At 40.4% G+C, this 19,877-nt stretch carries 14 protein-coding genes; 2 read left to right on the top strand and 12 right to left on the bottom strand.

Translation table 11 applies throughout. The features are described 5' to 3' along the window. Positions 1-55 precede the first annotated feature (55 nt). The 8 genes from CCK98_RS02950 to CCK98_RS02915 form a co-directional block, all read right to left on the bottom strand. Positions 56-3,091 carry a glycoside hydrolase family 2 TIM barrel-domain containing protein gene (locus tag CCK98_RS02950; RefSeq protein WP_088090272.1) on the bottom strand — a complete coding sequence of 1,012 codons (3,036 nt, stop codon included), beginning with the start codon at positions 3,089-3,091 and terminating at the stop codon, positions 56-58. Between the two features lie 39 nt (positions 3,092-3,130). Continuing rightward, positions 3,131-3,955: a carbohydrate ABC transporter permease gene (locus tag CCK98_RS02945; protein ID WP_088085215.1), complete on the bottom strand. Its 825-nt coding sequence runs from the start codon at positions 3,953-3,955 to the stop codon at positions 3,131-3,133. Beyond that, positions 3,948-4,844, bottom strand: a complete 897-nt coding sequence (locus CCK98_RS02940; protein ID WP_179195996.1) for a carbohydrate ABC transporter permease — start codon at positions 4,842-4,844, stop codon at positions 3,948-3,950. Before CCK98_RS02940 ends, CCK98_RS02945 begins: the two co-directional genes overlap by 8 nt. A 182-nt stretch (positions 4,845-5,026) precedes the next feature. Beyond that, entirely contained in the window at positions 5,027-6,313 is a 1,287-nt protein-coding gene (locus CCK98_RS02935) for an ABC transporter substrate-binding protein (protein ID WP_088085214.1), read from the bottom strand. A 175-nt stretch (positions 6,314-6,488) separates the two neighbouring features. Then, complete coding sequence (locus tag CCK98_RS02930; protein WP_256942239.1) at positions 6,489-8,252, bottom strand: sensor histidine kinase; 1,764 nt, start codon at positions 8,250-8,252, stop codon at positions 6,489-6,491. A 13-nt stretch (positions 8,253-8,265) separates the two neighbouring features. Continuing rightward, positions 8,266-9,822: a response regulator transcription factor gene (locus tag CCK98_RS02925; protein WP_088085212.1), complete on the bottom strand. Its 1,557-nt coding sequence runs from the start codon at positions 9,820-9,822 to the stop codon at positions 8,266-8,268. Between the two features lie 297 nt (positions 9,823-10,119). Then, a complete protein-coding gene (locus CCK98_RS02920; protein ID WP_373408519.1) occupies positions 10,120-10,791 on the bottom strand; it encodes a hypothetical protein in 672 nt (223 codons plus the stop codon). Between the two features lie 107 nt (positions 10,792-10,898). After that, positions 10,899-12,272 carry an alkaline phosphatase gene (locus tag CCK98_RS02915; protein WP_179195995.1) on the bottom strand — a complete coding sequence of 458 codons (1,374 nt, stop codon included), beginning with the start codon at positions 12,270-12,272 and terminating at the stop codon, positions 10,899-10,901. A 395-nt stretch (positions 12,273-12,667) separates the two neighbouring features. Between CCK98_RS02915 and CCK98_RS02910 the strand changes: the two genes are divergently transcribed. After that, the gene (locus CCK98_RS02910; RefSeq protein ID WP_088085210.1) at positions 12,668-13,876 is read left to right on the top strand and encodes an MFS transporter; all 1,209 of its coding nucleotides are present in this window, start codon (positions 12,668-12,670) and stop codon (positions 13,874-13,876) included. Between the two features lie 78 nt (positions 13,877-13,954). On the opposite strand, the gene CCK98_RS02905 is transcribed toward CCK98_RS02910, so the two are convergent. Genes CCK98_RS02905 through CCK98_RS02890 form a run of 4 tightly spaced genes read right to left on the bottom strand, consistent with a single transcriptional unit; the run spans position 13,955 to position 17,810 of the window. Then, positions 13,955-14,950, bottom strand: coding sequence for an NAD(P)/FAD-dependent oxidoreductase (locus CCK98_RS02905; protein WP_088085209.1), 996 nt, complete (start codon positions 14,948-14,950; stop codon positions 13,955-13,957). Positions 14,951-14,966: 16 nt separating this feature from the next. After that, positions 14,967-15,791, bottom strand: coding sequence for an ABC transporter ATP-binding protein (locus tag CCK98_RS02900; protein ID WP_088085208.1), 825 nt, complete (start codon positions 15,789-15,791; stop codon positions 14,967-14,969). Between the two features lie 13 nt (positions 15,792-15,804). Next, positions 15,805-16,824, bottom strand: coding sequence for an iron ABC transporter permease (locus CCK98_RS02895; RefSeq protein ID WP_088085207.1), 1,020 nt, complete (start codon positions 16,822-16,824; stop codon positions 15,805-15,807). Beyond that, entirely contained in the window at positions 16,824-17,810 is a 987-nt protein-coding gene (locus CCK98_RS02890; protein WP_256942520.1) for an iron ABC transporter permease, read from the bottom strand. Before CCK98_RS02890 ends, CCK98_RS02895 begins: the two co-directional genes overlap by 1 nt. Positions 17,811-18,162: 352 nt before the next feature. On the opposite strand from CCK98_RS02890, the gene CCK98_RS02885 reads away from it, so the two are divergent. Then, the gene (locus CCK98_RS02885) at positions 18,163-19,110 is read left to right on the top strand and encodes an iron-hydroxamate ABC transporter substrate-binding protein (protein ID WP_088085206.1); all 948 of its coding nucleotides are present in this window, start codon (positions 18,163-18,165) and stop codon (positions 19,108-19,110) included. Positions 19,111-19,877: the final 767 nt, after the last annotated feature.

Below are 19,877 nucleotides of genomic sequence, written 5' to 3'. Positions count from 1 at the left end.
AAGGAAAGAGCCTGTCTATTTCAGGCTCTTTTCTTGTAAACGCTAAATTTCAAGCTTAGATTCGATCAATGATAAACTCGAATTCCATGTCTCGATTGGCAGGAATGAGGTGTTCATCATGCACCGGAGCACCCCAGCTGTCGTCTCCGCCGACGCCCATCTGCTTGCCTGCGATCGTCACAACGGTGTAATGGACATTTGGAAGCTCGTAATGATGCTGGGCATTCTCGAGTTCAAAAGCCGTATAAGGAGAAAAATTGCACTCTAATGGTTTAGTCGCAGCTGAAATTTTTATTCCTTGTCCTTCCTTGTTGGTCAGAATAACTCGGCGCACTCCCGTCCGGTTGCCCGATTCTTGCGGCATGACATATCCGGATAAATTCTCAATTACTTGATTTTTAAATATTCCAAGTCTTGCTCCTTGCGCCCGGTCTGAGTAATTTTCTTCAGGACCCATCGCATACCATTCCAGTTGGTCATAATCGGCAGGCAATTTGAAGGATACTGCAAAAATCGGCAGCTGCGGGAGATTTTCCGCCCCCTGATAGACCGACTTCACACGAACACTACCATTGGCAAGAACGGTATAATTTACTTTCACCACTACTTTTTCACTAATCGATAATTTATAAGTAAAAGCAATGCTCACCTGGCCATTTGCCTGTTCGACATCCATCCCAATGCATTGGCGCGCAAGACTGGCTGCATACCAAAGACCCGAATGATAGCCTTGAGAATAGCCTCGGTCATTATCCGTCGTCGCCCGCCAGAATAACGGTGCCGGCGGAAGAGCAATCATCTCTTTCCCTGCATAGTTAAGTGAAACCAGGCTGCCCGCCTGTTTCGAGAACAAGATGGTGAAGTCAGGGCCGTGGACACCAACATTGACATCGCCAGTGACAACCCGTAATTCCCCGTGAGCTGCCGACTGCTCGACAAACGCCTCCGTCCTGAACACATATTGTCCGAATGCGATCTCGTAGCCAGCGTCCGCCCAGAGATTACTTTCCTTCAGCTTAAAAGAAGTTTGTATACAATATTCGCCAGAAACGCTGGTGATTTCAGCAGGCAATTTAAATTCGATGCGCCCTTCACTCTGCGGTGCCACCACCACATCGAGCTGATTCCGATACAACTCTTTACCTTCAAGGTAGAGAGTGTACTCCAAATCATAATCGGACGTATCTACGAAAAGACTTTCATTCTGAATTATTACCCCCGTACGATCCGGACTCAGTTTGATATTTTGATATAAATACTTTACTTCCTGCATCTTAGGCGACAACTCTCGATTGGCATACACAATCCCATTTGTACAGAAGCCATAATCCGTTGGGCGATCGTCAAAATCACCGCCGTAGGCCAAAAACTCCTTGCCATAACGGTCTTTTTTAATAATTGACTGATCAATATAATCCCAAATAAATCCACCTTGATACATCGGATATTTCCGCTCTAAATCTGTATATTTATTCATACCGCCAAGGGAATTCCCCATGGCGTGCATATACTCACAGCTAATGTATGGCTTTGACGGGTTATCGTTCAAATAGTTCTCAATGTCTGCTGGCTTCGCATACATCCGGCTTTCCATATCACTCGTATCATTGTAATCACGGGCATGGAAAACACCTTCATAATGAACCAGGCGACTTGAATCAACACGCTTAAAATACTTAGAAACATTCAGAATCACTTCACCCGCATAGGATTCATTGCCACATGACCAAATGAGGATCGACGGGTGATTTTTGTCCCGTTCAAACATGGATACCGCTCTGTCCATAACGATGTTCTCCCATTCCGGCTTATTCCCGGGGATGTTCCATGACGGCTCGACTGCCCCCATCTTTTGCCATGAACCGTGCGTTTCAAGGTTCATTTCATCGATGACATAGACGCCGTATTCGTCACACAACTCGTACCAATAACTCTGATTCGGATAATGGGACGTCCGGACAGCGTTAATGTTGTTGCCTTTCAATGTTTTTATATCCCAAAGCATGTCTTCCTTTGTAATCGCGCGGCCAGTACGGCAATTAAATTCATGGCGATTGACACCTTTGAATACAATTCGTTCACCATTAAGGCGCATGATTTTATCGGCCATTTCAAATCTTCTGAAGCCGACTTTCTGCGGAATAACCTCTACCAAATGACCTAACTCGTTATATACCTGAATATAAAACTGATATAAATAAGGATTTTCCGCACTCCATAGCTTTGGATTATTGACCATCATTAAAACTGTCCAATTTCCGTCTGTGAAATCACCGTTTTGTGCCGCTACTAAGTGCCCCTCGGCATCGTACAATTCAGCAACTATTTTTGCTGGAGAAACCACATCAGATAAAAGCTTTAGGTCTGCTTGAAGCGTCCCTTTCGTAAAAGTCGGATCCAGCTCTGCGCGAATACCGGCGTCATAAACATGAATTTCCGGTACTGTGTAGAGGTAAACATCACGGAAAATACCAGAAAAACGCCAGAAATCCTGGTCCTCGAGCCAGCTGCCCGTGCTCCGTTGGTAAACCGCGACGGCAAGCTTATTCTCACCTTCTGTAAGAAATGGGGTAAGCTCAAATTCTGCAGGAGTAAACGAGTCTTCACTATAGCCGACGAACTCCCCGTTTAACCACACATAAAAGGCCGACTCCACACCTTGAAAGGATATATACAGCGGCTTGTTTTCCATTTGAGGGGGAACGGTAAACATCTTCACATAGCTTCCAACCGGATTATGGTCGAGTGGAATTTCTGGCGGACGGATCTCGTTAAGCCCGTCCCATGGGTACATCGTATTCACATATTGTGGTTTCCCGTAGCCTTGAAGCTGAATGTGACCTGGGACGGTGATGTCCCCCCAGCCCATGCAATTAAAATCCAACCGGTGAAAATTCTCCGGACGATTGTCTGGATTCACGCTATAGTTAAATTTCCAGTTACCGTTTAATTCATGGCGCATTGCCATTGGGCCTGCCATTTTTGCCTGCTCCAGTGTTTCATAATATCGGTGGTCTGAATGTGCTGGAAGTCGATTAACGGCAAACACATCTAAGTCGGTAAGCCATTCTATTTTTGGAATGGTTGTCATCACTATCACTCTTCCTATCTACATTTTTCCAAAATTTTATTATTTAACTGAACCCATCATCCCTGCAACGAAATGCTTTTGCATAATGAAGAAAATAAGTGCTGCCGGCAGGGTGGCAATCACAATCGCTGTCATAATCATTCCAAAGTCGGGTGAGTAGCTTGAACCGAGGTTTGAGATTAACAGCGGAATGGTCTGGTTCTCGGGTGACTGCAACACAACCAGCGGCCATAAATAACTGTTCCAGCTAGCCATGAAGGTAATGATGGCAGCTGCTGCATAGGTCGTCTTCATTGTAGGAACATATATCCGGAAGAAACATCCCAATTCGGACAGACCATCAATTCTTCCCGCTTCAAGAATCTCCTTCGGGAACATCTTTGTGCTTTGTCTAAAGAAAAAGATAAGATAAGCAGTTGTAACTGTTGGTAAGATGACGGCTGTAAGCGTATCGATTCCGATCATTGGAAGGGCTTGAGAAATGGTGGCAAACATTCTAAAGAGCGGTACCATTAAAGCCGCAAAAGGAATCATCATAGAAACCAGTAAAATATTAAACACAAAGTCCTTCGACTTACTTTTGTAAATTTCAAATCCATATCCTGCCAAGGAGGCGATAAGCATGGCAAGTACTGTTGTGAGAATCGAGATTTTCACTGAATTCATTAATGCTGGTACAAGCTCAACTGTGTCTAATAGATTGTGAAGGTTTTCTATAAAGTGACTGCCAGGCAGCATCCTTCCTTGCGTCACATCTACAGACTTGTTTGTTGAGCTCACAATCATCCATAGAAACGGAAACATAGAAACAATGGAAGCGATGATAAGGACTGTATAGCTGAATGAGCGTTTAAGGTTATTCATTTTTATCACCTGCCACTTTGAACTGAATAATAGAGAAGATGACGATCATAATGACGATGGCATAAGAGACAGTAGCCGCATATCCGAAGTCAGGGGTATACTTAAATGATAAATTGTAAATGTACTGAGAAATTGTCATGGTCGCATTTCCCGGTCCACCCTTGGTAATATTCATAACCTCATCAAACAACTGAAGCGTACCAATCGTTGAGGTAATCGATGTAAATAGGATAATCGGTTTCAACATTGGAATGGTTATTTTGAAAAATTGTTGAACTGCCGAAGCACCATCTATTCTTGCCGCTTCATAGATCGATTCATCAACATTTTGAAGAGCGGATAAATAGAATATCATGTTATAGCCAGTCCAACGCCATGTGATGGCTACAATAATCGCTATTTTTGCCCAGAAGGGATCAGTAAGCCATTGAATCGGTTCCGAAATTAGTGAAACTTTCATTAGCATGATATTAATCATGCCATCTTGACCAAACAAATATTTGAAGATGACGGAATAGGCAACAAGAGAAGTTACACAGGGTAAGAAGATGGCTGTCCGAAAAAATCCCTTTAGCTTCAACGTCTTATTATTTAATAAAACGGAAAGAAACAAAGCCAGTAAAATCATCACTGGTACTTGAATGATTAGATAAATCACTGTATTTTTTACTGTTGTAAGGAACGTTGGATCCTTAAACAATCGTGTATAATTATCGATGCCAGTAAACGTTAGATTTGCACCGACTCCTGATTGAAAGGACAAAATAAGTGCCTGAACCATTGGGTAGAAATAAAAGGAAAAGATCAATACAGCTGCGACAATAACGAAGGACCAGCCAATGACAGCATTTTTCGCCCGAATTTTCCGGCCTGATTTTACTGAACTCAGGGTCTGATTGTGATTTACTTTAGAGGTTATCAACTTGAGTCAACTCCTTACACTTTTAATTAAAAAGATAGCCTCTGAACTTCGCCTGACACATCAGATACCTCCGTTTAACCTTAATGGAGAAGCCGGCGAAATACCGAGGCTTAATTTCTTATAGATTTGTTACTTTTCAACTTGTTTTTTTATTTAATTTGTTCTTCAGCTTGCTTTTGAGCATCTTCTAATACTTTATCTAGATCTTTACCCTTAAGGTAGTCCTGCATTCCAACAGCTAAAATGTCCTCAATTGCATACGTATGCATACCATAGTTTACTTGAGGAATTTTCTCTGTCCAGGCAGCAAAGTCACTAACGACCTTTTGACCTCCGAAGAAATCGTCCGCAGCCTTATACGCTTCGCCTTCAGCAGCTGGCTTGTAAGTACCGATCGCTCCCATTTCCTTATTCAAAGTCTGATAAAAATCAGCATTAGAACCAAAAGTTTTTGCTAAGAAGTCAGCAGCCTTTTCTTTACCAGGAATGTTAAGCACGTACCAAGAGCTTCCGCCTAAGTTAGAGGCGTTCACGGAACCTGAAATTCCAGCTTGTTTTGGCATCGGAACAACTGCCCACTTACCTGCTTGTGAGCTTTCCGCTTTGATGGATGGAGTAATCCAGTTACCCGTAGGAACCGTAGCAACATCACCACTGTTAAATCCTGCTACAAATTGGCCCCAATCAGAGACAGGTTTCACTAAATCCGCATCTAAAAGCTCTTTATATGTTTGGAATGCTTCCTTTAAAGAAGCGTTGTCCGCTATGTCAGGTGTAACCCCGTCATTCTTTAAATACCATGAACCGCTCGTTTGAATCATCATACGAATTAGACCTAGATCTTTTGGATCCTGTGTAAGCATTGATTTACCTGTTGCTTCTTTAACCTTTTTACCTACTTCAATGTACTTGTTCCAGTCGATATCTTTTAAATCCTCAACTTTGTATCCAGCTTTTTCCAAGTAATCCGTTCTAACATATAGTCCTGTAACACCAGTATCGAATGGAAGACCGTAGTTTTTGCCATCCAAGCTGGTAGGAGCAATTTTATACTGAGCGAAATCATCCGCTTTAAAAGAGCCAGTTAACTCTTGGAACATATCTGGATACGCTTTAAGGAAGCTTTGTGCCCGATAATCTTCAATTAAAACAATATTCGGAAGTCCTTTTGTAGTTCCAGAACTTAAGCTCGTATTAAGCTTTTGAATAATGTCATCTTGAGCATGTTCAATAACTTTAATGTTTACATCTGCGTTTTCAGATTTATAAGCTTCTTTTGCTAAATTCATTGCTTTAATGTTAAAATTCGGGTCCCATGCCCATACTGTTACTTCATTTGTATCTTTGCCGCTGTCGGAAGTCTCTTTATTTGATCCCGAAGAACAGGCAGTTAGCATCAATATACTAACTAAAAAGAGTGCTAGTACTTTTTTCATTGATATTCCCCCAACATTCTATTTTTGTAAGCGTTATCTAACTTACAAATACAATGTTATCACCTGTTAAGAAGTAACCGTTAGGACGATATTTTTAATGGTTGGTAATATTTTTATAACATGAACACGCTTCCAATTGATTTATTTGGATTATTTTTAGATTTTATGACTATTTTCACTTAGTTGAAACTGGAAGTGTCATCCGGACCTTTGTCCCTTCACCCAACTCGCTAGAAATTGTCACCCCATACTGTTCCCCGTAAATCAGTTGGATACGCTCATGGACATTCCGCACACCAATCCCAGAAAACATCTGTTGCTTACGCTTTGTAGTCGGGAGTTTATTCTCTGAAGAGACTTCCATTCCATCTCCGTTATCCACGACTTCACAAATCAACGTATTCTCCTCTTTCCAGACAAGTACATTAATATAGCCACCAGTCTTACGATTGAAGCCATGAAAGAATGAATTTTCCATAAAAGGCTGCAGGATTAGCTTTGGTACGTGATATTCCAAACAATCTGGCGCGATAAAATAGTTAACATTAATCCGGTTACCGTACCGCTTTTGATTAATAAGGACGTAATTTTTTAAATTATCCACTTCTTGGACAATGGTATTCGTCTCGCTGACATTGCCAATTGTATTCTGAAGCAAGGATATTAAAGAATTAATTGTTGCTTCGGTTTCTTCTTTTCCACCTTGCTGCACCATGAATTTTATTGAAGTTAACGTGTTGTATAAAAAATGAGGATTAATTTGCTGCTGAAGCGCAGCCAATTCCGCATTGCGCTTTTGCTTTTGTGATTCCACAAGCTGTTCAACATACAAGTGGAGCTCATCGAGCATGGAATTAAAGGCATTGCCGATTTTCATGGTTTCATATGTGCCGGTTGCAGTAACATATTGGTGGAATTCATGTTTTGACGCATCTTCTATCTGCTTAACAAGACTCGATAACGAATTTGTCAATCTCCTCGTCGCTAGTAAGACAATGATTAACGCCACAAAGACGATACCCATTGAGATGAGCACGATATCTTTCTTATCAATTAGGTCTCCAACTGCTTTTTGCTTATCAATTATATTAAATAGGTACATGTCAAACGATGGAAGGTATTCCATCGAGATAATCTGATCCTTTCCCATAAAATTATCAATGATATAATGGTCTGAACTCTTTTCAATTTTTCCTACATAGCTAAGCAAGCCTTTTGGTGCTTGACCTATGAGCTTTGATTGGTTGCTAGAAACAATAACTCCCTGCTTGTCTACGACAAACACATTATTACCAGGTCCTGTATAGCTTGTGAAGAACTGTCTAAATTGACTTTCATCAAACGCAAAGAACATCGATCCATAAACAGTACCGTTGATCCGTTCCATTAGTACCTTTGATGCCACAATGAACTGGCGATTCGTTCCATCATTTCGCTTGTCCAATTGGTACACCAGTTTCTTTGGTTCCTTAAACGTATTACTAGTAAGTCTGCTAGCCCTTAATTCCTCATCCGTAATTGGCCAGTACGTCCGATCCGTTGCAAAACTGAATCCATTTCTACCCATGACTAGAATGCTTTCTTCATATGCATCTAAATTAGTTTCAATTCGCTTTAACTGTTGGCCCGCATTAAAATAGGCATTAAGTTTCTCTTTATTGCTATATTGCTCCTTCGTAAGAATTTTTTTAAACGTATTGCTTTGAAGGAGATTGTTAGATGCTAGGACGACCGAATAGTTAAAGGATTCGAAACTTTCCTTTACCTGACTCATTACTTTGGAGTTCGTAATGCTAAACTTTTTAATAAAAAATTGCTCCGACATCCGAATCGTTGTCCATGTAATAGTGATCGAAACTGTGATAATCATCATAACCGTAATGAAAAACATAACGATAAAGAATCCGTTATATTTAAAACGTTCGGGAATAAATCTCATAATTCACCATCTCTTATCTTAGTTTTTGCTTTCTTTTGTATTGGCTTGGAGACAATCCCTTTATTTTCTTAAAAACTTTACAGAAATAACTGTGGTCCGAATAACCGACCATTCCACTAATTTCTGAGATAGATTCCATTCCCTCCATGAGCAGTTTCGTCGCTTCTTCGATCCGCATTCTATTGAGATATTCGATGAATCCTTCCTTATTATGCGTTGAAAAATAGCTTGAAAGATAAGATGGATTAAAATGAAAGTGCTTTGCGACCCCAGTAAGGGTAAGCGGTTCGGCATAATGTTCTCTTATATATTCCATCAGTTTTTTCATATTTATATCTTCTGGCTCACTCTGCACCAAAAATATGCATTTTTCCGCTTCTTCAATAAAGCGATTCATTAGTTCAACCGTGGCCTCCGCCGAAGGTGCTTCATCAATCGACCTAAAATATGAATACTTGGCTTCTTCCAATTCTGTTACGTCAAACTTCATATTACTTAGGAGAATGGTAATGTTAAAAATAATGTTGCCAAAAAAAGCTTTATATTCAAAGACATCCATCGTATAACAAGAAGACATTACCTTTACATGGTCTTGTAGATATTTGAAAGCGGAATCAAAATGTTTTCTCTTTAATTCTTCTGTAAACCAATCCAAATTAAAATTTTCGGGTTTGGGCGGCACTTTTGGAAGATTCACTTTCATTAAAAACGGTTGATTTGGAAAATAAAAGCGATAATCTAACAATTTTACGAGACTTTCTTTGTAGTTGCTTTCTAGTTGAGAAAGGTCTGAAAACTCATCCGTCAAAGCAATACTTATTCCTGGTATAGACTCTGCAAGTTTGCTGGTCAATTTAATAAACTCTTTATCATTCTGCTTGTTTATATTAATTAAGTATCCAATGATATTCTCTTCAACGCTTAAGGGCTCGTAAACAACTTGATTTATGATATGTTGCAATGCCTCTTCGATTTTCGCCTTGATACTTGTTTGAAATTCTGCACTATTTCTAGACTGGTGATTCCTTAAATCAGCTCCAATTAAACAATAAATGCTGTATGGCAAAGCTTTGGATACTAACTCCGAATCATACTTCACTTCATATCCTGAAATCAGTTTATTGATAATCCGCCCAATTGGGAGATTGCCTGTTAATCTTTGATCCACTTTCTGAAAGGAAGGAATTCTGCTTGCGGCATTTTTCAGCGCCTTTAAGAGACCGTCTGCATTGAGCTTCGGCTTTAAGATATAATCAACGACACCACTTTGGAAGGTGGAGCGAACATAATCGAATTCTCCAAAACTACTTAAAATAATGATTTCAATTTGAGGATATCTATCCTTCACAATTCTTGTTAATTCTTCTCCATCCATGATTGGCATCACGATATCTGTAATAATGATGTGTGGTTTGGTTGCTTCGATTAACTCCAGGGCTTCTTGACCGTTCGAAGCCTCACCAACAATCATAAACCCCTCTTGCTCCCAATTGATATAATGCTTAATCCCTTGTCTGATTAACATTTCATCGTCTACAATAAGTGTTCGGCATAGTTCCCCGACTGTCAACGCGATCCCTCCAGAATACGACCTGCACAATTAGAAATTTCAGTATTTTTATTATACTATATCCATAATGAATACCCTCTCATAAAAATTGTACCAATATGTTGCACAACCTCGGAACACAAATAGGGCCCTATCCCAATCATGGGTAGGGCCCTGATGTCCTTCCGTTTCTTCCAGAGAGGTACAATTACTCAAGGTCTTTATATATTCGTAAAAATTTCAAACTGGCCAAAGGGTGTCAGGCACCGCTCGTGGACAAATGTCCACGAGTGGTGCCTGACACCTTTTTATTCTCCATTAAAAATCAAGTTGGATTTTTTGTGCTTCCTCCAGCCTTTCGTGTTTATCATTAAACACGTCACTGGTAAGAAGACTAATCCATTCCGTTTTTTTGCTGCCAGCTTGGTCAACTATAAAGCCTAGACTCCCCCGTTTGATTTGATTTCCTTCGATTTCTCCATTCAAATGTTCAAGATACATATCCTGTTTCCAATCCATTTTCACACCTGTATTCGTTTCAAAAAGGGCGACTGGAGCAAAATTCCGTTTTTCTTTGGATTGATTTTTTATATCCACACTTAATTTAATAAAATCAAATTCCTCAGCTTCCGTTAACGGATGGAAATAGTCAATTAAACTATAATCAGGTCGGTAGTGAAGTAGTTTCATTTCTTTGATCGTGTACTCAATGTCTCCGAAATGATATACCTTATTTATATGTTTGATCGCTTTTAAAGTGGCCTCCCCTTTTTCATCCGTAACAGACTGGCCGGGTTTTTGTAAGGTTGAATCATCCGTAACCTGAGGGCTATTATAATAAGCGTCATGATCATCTTTCGAGATCTTTTTGATAGCTGTGGAAGTATTCTCTATTTTTGCATCAGTTTTCTCATTAGTTGGCTGAATTGAAACAAATGAACAGCCCGTAAGTAGAAAAACAAATAAAATAGTTATCATTGCCTGTTTCACATCGATTCCTCCCATCAAGTAAAACTCCTTTTTAGAAAGATATCCCGCTGCTGCAAAGGCAACGGGATATCTTATTTTCCAATCCTAATCTACTAAATTTTTGAAACTTACTTGTCTTCGATGACTATTTTTTTGCTACCTTTTTCAAGAATATCAAAGATGATTTTGGCATTGTCTGTATTATCAATTTGACCGGCAAAACGGTCGCTAGCGGGACCAAATGCATATACGTTTACATCTTCACCCGTATGCCCGCCAGTCGTCCACCCAGTGAATGAACGGATATCAATAATTTGTTCGATCGCATTATCGATATCCACTACTTTCTTCGTAGCAGCAGCATCTTTAACAGACTGAATCTCTTTATCTGTTAAAGGGAGATTAATATATTTAGACAAAGTTTCTTTCACATCTGCCCCATTAGCAATTTGCTCTGCCATAAAATCAGGGGTGCGTTTTGTTGCATTGATTGGTGCACTAAACCAGTTGTACTCTCCGCGGGCACCGATCGAGTAACCGCCAGTTGAATGGTCAGCTGTTGCCACTACTAATGTATGTCCATCCTTTTTGGCAAAATCAATCGCTGCTTTGAACGCTATTTCGAAATCTTCCATTTCACTCATCGCCCCAACAATATCATTATCATGACCTGCCCAGTCGATCTGGCTTCCTTCCACCATCAAAAAGAACCCTTTTTTATTTTGATTTAAGCGCTCAATAGCAGAAGTCGTCATATCTGCTAGGGAAGGCATCTCTGCCGTCCGGTCAATCATTTTTGGCATGCCTCGTTTCGCAAATAAACCGAGTACCTGGTCATTTTTGTCTTTTTTCAATTCTTGAAGATTTGAAACATAACTGTATCCGTCTTTTTTGAATTCATCTGTAAGGTTACGGTCTTGACGGATAAATAAATCCGAGCCGCCTCCCAAAAGAACGTCAATTTTGTGTTTTCCGTTCACCATCTCATTATAATAATCATCCGCAATGGCATTCATGTTATTACGGTTTACATCATGAGAACCAAACGATGCAGGTGTGGCATGTGTGATTTCTGACGTAGCAACCAGTCCGGTTGATTTCCCCTTCTCTTTCGCTGCTTCAAGGACTGTTTTGACTTCAGATTTGTCATTGTCAACCGCGATGGCAGCATTATAGGTTTTGACTCCCGCAGCCATGGCCGTTGCTGCAGATGCTGAATCCGTTACATTTTGCTTCGCATCCTCTGGATATGTAGTCTGTTGTCCAACTAGAAATTTATCAAACTCAGTTGGCTCTACTCTTTTAGTAGACGGGTTGTCTTTTAAATAACGGTAGGCCGACGTATATGAAACACCCATTCCATCCCCGATTAGAAAAATGACATTTTTAATTTCCTCATTGTTTTTAGTTGTATTTTCTGATTCTGCGTTAGCGGTGCCTGTTCCAACAAGACTGCTAAAAGCTATGGTTGAAAGGACAGCAACTGGAAGAACCTTTTTCATAAGTTTTTTCTTAAACAATTCGATTTCCCCCTCAAATAAACTTGAATGTGTTGTTTTACGATTTTCATTATAGAGGGGGTTTATTAAGCAAATGTAAACAAATGTAAAGGCTAATAAATCGGAAGTGCTAAAATATAGGTAATTCGTATGAGAACAAATTACTTTTGAACAGAAAAGCTACATTTTCCAATATATTCCGGACCCATTTTTCCTAAAAAAGGCCTATTTTTCTTTATATTTTCTTAACAAAAATTGAACATTAATGTAAGAGCGGATCCTCCAGATAAACAAGATGCCATTAGTTCACTAGTGGTGCCTGACACTGTTTTCTGATAGTATTTTGAATAGAATTATATTTTCATATGGATATGAATAGAGGATTGAGGACACAGTTTATGTTTAGGAACAAGAATGTTTGGATTTTGTTAACAGGGGAATTTATTGCCGGTCTAGGTTTGTGGCTCGGCATTATTGGTAATTTAGAATTCATGCAAGAGAAGCTGCCTTCGGACTTTTTAAAATCGCTCCTTCTAGCAGCGGGACTGCTCGCTGGGATTGCGGTTGGGCCCTATGCTGGCAAACTTACCGATCAAGCAAGTAAGAAAACAGTTATGCTGTTGGCTGGATTTGTAAGGGCTATCAGTGTTGTCTTTATGTTAATAGCGATTGCAACAGGATCCATCTGGTGGATGGTTGTATTTTTAGTTCTGCTGCAGATTTCAGCTGCTTTTTACTTTCCTGCTCTTCAAGCAGCACTGCCGCTGATTGTCGCAGATAAGGATTTGCTCCAATTGAACGGTGTTCATATGAACGTATCGACCTTGTCGCGCATTGTTGGAACAGCCGTGGCTGGAATTTTGTTGGTTGTCCTGCCCTTAGCGATGCTTTATGTCGGTTCACTGGTAGCGTATATCGGAATATTTATTCTCACTTTTTTCTTGAATATAGATGAATCAAAGGATCATCAGACCGCAAAGAAAGGCCCATCAGAAGAAACAAGTTTTAAAGACGTTTTTCCGATTATTAAAGGTCTGCCGATTGTCTTTATGACGCTGATCATGACATTGGTCCCCGTCCTGTTTCTGGGCGGCTTTAACCTTGTCGTCATTAACATTAGTGAACTCCAGGATAGTTCAGCCATAAAAGGCTGGATCTACACGTCAGAGGGTATTTCCTTTATGATTGGCGCTTTTTTCATTAAATTAATTAGTGACCGCACTTCACCTTACATCATCTTGTTTGCCTGTTCCTTTTTGATTGGTGGATCTCAGCTGCTTCTTTATTTAGCTGATATACCGCTGCTGACCATCGTTGCTTTTGCATTATTTGGATTTTCTGTTGGCTGCTTTTTCCCAACGGCCGCCACTATTTTCCAAACAAAGGTACCGAAAGATTTTCACGGACGATTCTTTTCTTTCCGGAATATGCTGGACCGGATTACCTATCAGATTGTCCTGCTCATTAGCGGCTTCTTCCTCGACCTAATCGGCCTGCAACTGATGTGCGTCCTATTCGGAGGTTTATCAATCATCATGACAACGGTCTTCTATTCAAGACACAGATACCTTCAAACCCGGACCCGAACAGCAAAACAAGATACCTAATCACAAAAAGGCACGGACAGGTGTCCACGAGTGGTGCCTGACACCACTTTTTGACTTCCTCTATAAAATGACACCAGCTCAAAAGTGGGTCGTCGAGTAAATCGGCTTTAGTTCTTTTTCGGGTTCTATGTAGGCTTTGGCGCTGTTTACTGCAGTGGGTCCTTCTGAGAATCCGCCTGCGATTAGGTGTAATTTATTTGGGTAGTTTGCGACGTCGCCAGCGGCAAAAATTCCTTCGATGTTGGTTTGCATCCTGTTGTCTACTTTGATGTTTCCATATTCGAATTCTAAACCCCATCCCTTGATCGGACCTAGATCAATACAGAAGCCATGATTGACAAGAACTTCGTCTACTTCAATCACTTGAGTCTCGTTAGTTTCGATGTTTTTGACGCAAACACTCTCGATTCGATCATTCTCCCCATGTAAGGCGTCTAAAACATGCGGGGTTAGGATGGTCGCAGCAGATTTACGTAAATTACTGATATTTCGCTCCAGTCCTGAAAATTCATGTCTGCGATGCACCACTGTAATATGTTTGGCAATCGGCAGCAGCTCGTTGGCCCAATCAACGGCCGAATTGCCGCCACCGGAAATGAGCACATGTTTATCTTTATAGTCACTCAGCCTTTCAACCCCATAACGCAGGTTCCGTCCTTCATATTTCTCAGCATTTTCTACGTCAAGCTTTGCACTTTTCAACGTCCCAAAACCGGTTGCTAGAATAATGGTACGTGTATGATGCTTCTCACCGTTATGACTTGTTAAAAGAAAAGTCCCATCCTCTAATCTTTCCAATCCGACAACCTGTTGATTCAAAGCAATCGTCGGGTTAAAGGTTAGTGCCTGATCCGCCAACTGTTTGATTAGATTTTCTCCTGAAATAGCCGGAATCCCGCCAATATCTCGGATGACTTTTTCGGGATAGAAGTAGGAAACCTTTCCGCCTAAGTATGGAAGAAATTCTATTACTTTCGTTTCCATCTCTCTCATCCCACAATAAAATGCGGTGAATAAGCCAATTGGACCCCCGCCGATAATGGTTACATCATAAATTTTCATATCATTCCACACCCAATCCCGCTTCTAACTAGAAATTCATGACTTTTCGTTTGTCGAAACTATGATCTTTCTGGATTAAATCATAGCAAAGACATACCGGCTTTTTCGTCCGTGGATCTTTTACAATTTCTGCGTCGATTTGAAAAACAGTTTTTAAAACTTCCGGGGTCATCACTTCTTCTGCCGTTCCCTCTTTGACCTTTTTACCAGCACGGAGGGCAACCATGTGATGGGAAAAACGCGACGCATGATTTAAATCGTGAATGACCATAACAATTGTCCGGCTTTGTTCCTTATTCAATTTTTCAAGCAGCTGTAAAATCTCCAGCTGATGTGCCATATCGAGGTACGTTGTTGGCTCATCTAGCAGCAATAGGTCCGTTTCTTGTGCGATTGCCATTGCAATCCATGCCCGCTGGCGTTGTCCACCAGATAGTGCATCGACAGGATGGTCAGCGAATAAAGTAAGCCCGGTAACCTCTAAAGCCCAATCAATCATTTTGCGATCATTATCCGACAGCCTGCCGAATCCGCTTTGATGCGGGGAACGACCAAAGGAAATCAATTCATAGACGGTTAATCCGTTCGGTGCCTCAGGACTTTGCGGAAGGACGGCCATTTTCTTTGCAATTTCCTTTGTTGGGACTTTGTGAATCATCTTTCCATCTAAATAGATAATTCCAGATTTAGCTGCATGGACACGGGCTAATGTTTTTAAAATGGTAGATTTCCCGCAGCCATTGGCGCCGATAATAGTGGTAATTTCCCCTTTGTTTATCTGTAAATTCAAGTTTTCAACGATCGTCTTGTCTCCATAGCCTATTTGAAGATTCTCGGTAGAAAGTGAAACCACAATCCGTTCCCCCTTATTTTGCTTTCATTAGTAAAAAGATAAAATATGGTGCACTAAATATTGCTACAACAATTCCAACCGGTATTTGTGTAGGCGCGAGAAGGTTTCTGCCAATCGTGTCTGCCAATAAAAGCAGGAACGACCCTAACACTGCTGTTATTGGCAGAAATAGTTGGTGCTTTGGACCAATTAATCTTTTGGCAATATGAGGTGCTACTAATCCCAGAAAAGCAATTCCTCCCCCGGCGGCCACACTAAACCCTGCGAGTGCTACTGCTGCTAAAAGCAATAGCCGTCTTTCTTTCTCTACCCGGATGCCGAGACCCGTCGCGACTTGATCACCTAAATTCAAGATATTTAAGGTGTGTGCTTTATATAAGACAAAAGGAAGCAGAAGCAGGATTAAGGGTGCAAGAATGGAAACAAACTTCCAATTAGCTCCCCATATATCACCTGATAGCCATACAGCCGCCTGCATAAAGTCCTGCGGATTCATTTTTAACTGAAAAATAACAATCGCAGCGCCAAAGCCAGCATTCACACCAATTCCTACTAAAATTAACCGGACTGGGTCAATTCCTTTTTTCCATGCCAATACGTAAATCAGGAATGCCGCAATTACTGCTCCTACTAAGGCGAATAGCGGCATTAAAAAGATGCCTAACGTACTCACACTGTTCATAGAGCCTTGAAAGAAGTAGATAAATAGGATGACCATGAACCCTGCCCCTGTGTTAATTCCTAAAATCCCAGGGTCCGCTAAATCATTTTTCGTCACACCTTGCAAAATGGCCCCAGAGACCGCTAATCCTGCACCAATCAATAATGACAGAATCATTCTCGGCAGCCTAAAGTCAACTAAAACGAGTTGATCCCGGGCTGTTCCCATCCCAACTAATGTCTTAAACACATCCAGTGGGGCAATCCGGACCACACCAAGGTTTAAGCTTATGATAAAAGTGATAATCGTTAGGATAAATAATAGACTAATTACGAAGATAAATTTTTTCTGTTTTACTTTCCTTTGAGTCATCACAGCCCTCTCCTTTCCCCACGAGCTAGGTATAAGAAAAAGGGAACACCGATGATGGCCGTTATGGCTCCGACCGGAGTTTCAAACGGGGCATTCACCATTCTTGCTGCAATATCGGCGAGCACCAGTAACAGCCCGCCTAATATAGCAGAAATTGGTATAATCCAGCGGTAATCGGACCCAATGATAAAACGAGTAATATGTGGAATCACCAGTCCAATAAAACCAATGGCGCCAGCAACGGATACTGCGGCACCAGTTAGCACCAATACAACAATCACGCCAAGTGATTTTACTAAAAGTGTATTTTGACCGAGCCCCTTTGAAACTTCTTCGCCTAAGCTAAGAATGGTGATTGACTTTGAGATGTACAGGGCGAGCAATAGCCCAAGTCCACCAGAGATGAGTAAAATCTTAACGGACCCCCAAGAAGTTGTCGTTAATCCACCTGCATACCAGAAACTCATGTCCTTTGCGACTTGTGTATGAAGCGCAATGGCGCTTGAGAATGCACTGAGCATTGAGCCAACAGCCACTCCGGCAAGTGCAAGCTTTACTGGTGTCAATCCTCCCTTTGAAAATGCCCCGATTGTAAAAACAAGGATAACACCTAATCCTGCTCCTATAAAGGATGAAAAGGTTAAACCCAACATGGTCGCTGTCGGAAAAAAAGCAAGGGTAATGACTAACGCAAACGCAGCCCCATCGGTCACTCCCATGATGGATGGAGATGCGAGCGGATTCCGTGTCAAACCTTGCATCACGGCACCTGAAACGGCAAGTAATGCTCCGACTAAAACGGCTCCAATCGCCCTCGGCATGCGGATTTCTTGGATGATTTGATGGGAAGTAAGTTCAGGGTTAAAATGTGACACAGCCTCCCACACCGTTGCCAGCTTTATATCCGCTGCACCGTAGGCAATGGATAAACCCATCGAGATTAAGATTAGTATCAATCCCACAATTAATACCAAAGTTGCTTTAATGGTTGTTTTTAATCTGTTTTTATGAAGTACTAAAGAGTCTCCGTCTTGTTGCTTTGCATTTCCTTTCAAATCTTACACCTCTTCTAGATAAAAAAAGAACATTTGGGTATATTACTAAATTGACAAGTATAATTGAATCGCTAAAAAAAGAATGATAATCATTATCATTAAGTATAGATATTTACCCTTGATTTTTCAATATAATAGTAGGATAAAAAGTGTTTCCATAAATATCCTTCAAATTCCCTTCACAAATTAGCACCAATCCACTTGTTTTGTTTATTGACATCATAAATGAAAATGATTATCATTACCATTATAATAGGTATTCACTATCTTAGGAGGTTTATATATGCTTAAAAAGCGCTTTTATTTATCTTTTACTTTATTGCTGATGTTATTTTTAGTAAGTGCTTGCAGTAATTCCGATAATTCAGATACGGACAAGAAAACAGAGAATAAAAATACCGAGGTGAAATTAACTGATGCGATGGTTGAAGTGGTTATACCCGCTAATCCGAAACGAATCATCGCTCCTTATTTAGAGGATTCATTGGTAGCATTAGGTGTAAGACCAGCAGCTCAATGGTCAATTGGTGACACAGTTTTAGATTATTTGCAGCCCGAGTTAAAAGACGTTCCCAAAATCGGCTGGGACCTTCCACTTGAACAGGCAATCAGTAACAACCCTGATCTAATCATATTCAGCTCTCAATCTTCCATCCAAAAAGGACAATATGAGGAGTATAAAAAAATTGCTCCTACCTATGTCTATAAGGACGAGGTAAGTGCCGATTGGCGTAAACAACTGACTCAAATGGGCGAGATCCTAAATAAACAGAAAGAAGCCAAAGAAGCCCTAGCGAATTACGATACCAAAGTAGCTGATGCAAAAGCAAAAGTCCACGATTCAATTGGCGATGAATCTGCCGCAATCCTTTGGGTAATGGCCGATAAGTTTTACTTGATGGAAAACAACCGTTTCAGCGCAAACGTTCTTTACGGCGATCTAGGCATTAAGCAGCCTGCTTTCGTTGAAGGTCTTGGCGGAGCTGCCGTTCAATGGGATCCAATTGCTCTTGAGAAATTGCCAGAAATCAAAGCAGATCATATCTTCCTTGTCAGCAAAAAAGGCGAAGCGGGCTTAGACCTTTTGGCGAAGAGTTCCATCTGGAATGGTCTTGATGCAGTAAAAAATGGCCACGTATATGAAATGAACGACCCAAGCAACTGGACAATCAACGGTTTAATCGCCAGTGAAAAAACAATTGACGAAGTGGTAAAATCCCTTAAAAAATAATAGCTAAAATTTCAAAAGGCGTCATCCTATTTTTAGGATGACGCCTTTTCATCAATATAGCTTATGATACGGCAGGAGATGTCCTTTTGAAGGTCATTAACGTTGTACAAGACAAACTAAGTTGGTGTGTTATTAGGTTTATTACTGCCACTAGGATTTAATCAAACGTTTGATTAGTATTTCCCCCTTTCTTAAAAAGCCAGATGTATCATAGCTTCAATTCAATTTAATCAAACGTTCGATTACTTTTACACTTTGCTTTAATACTCAAATGAACTTCTGTTGCCTGATCCTGTTTATAATCAATCGTTTAATTAGTTTTCCTACTTTGCTTAAAAAGCCAGATGTATCATGGCCTCGACACGATTAATCAATCGTTTGATTAGTTTTTCCACTTTGCTAAATAACAAGATCTATCATGTCTTTAATTCGATTTAATCAAACGTTTAATTAGTTTTTCCATTTCCCTAAAAAAATTAAATCTATCATGGCCTCAAATTCATTTAATCAAACGCTTGATTAGTTTTTTCATTTTCATTAAAAAGACCAGATCTGCCATGGTTTCAGTCCCATTTAATCAAACGTTTGATTAGTTTTTTGCCAAGTGTAAAAATCAATTTCTTAACTTTATTATAAGTTAAGAGATTATGTTAAAGAGGTTGCTAATGTGGAGATAATATAAAATAAAAGAGGGTGTCAGGCACCGCTCGTGGACAAATGTCCACGAGTGGTGCCTGACACCTTTTTTGATATCAACAACAAACTTA

It is taken from the genome of Bacillus sp. OV166, assembly GCF_900177675.1.
Taxonomy (GTDB): domain Bacteria; phylum Bacillota; class Bacilli; order Bacillales; family Cytobacillaceae; genus Neobacillus.
The sequence above is the reverse complement of the archived record's forward strand: the minus strand, read 5'-3'. Positions and strand labels throughout refer to the sequence as shown.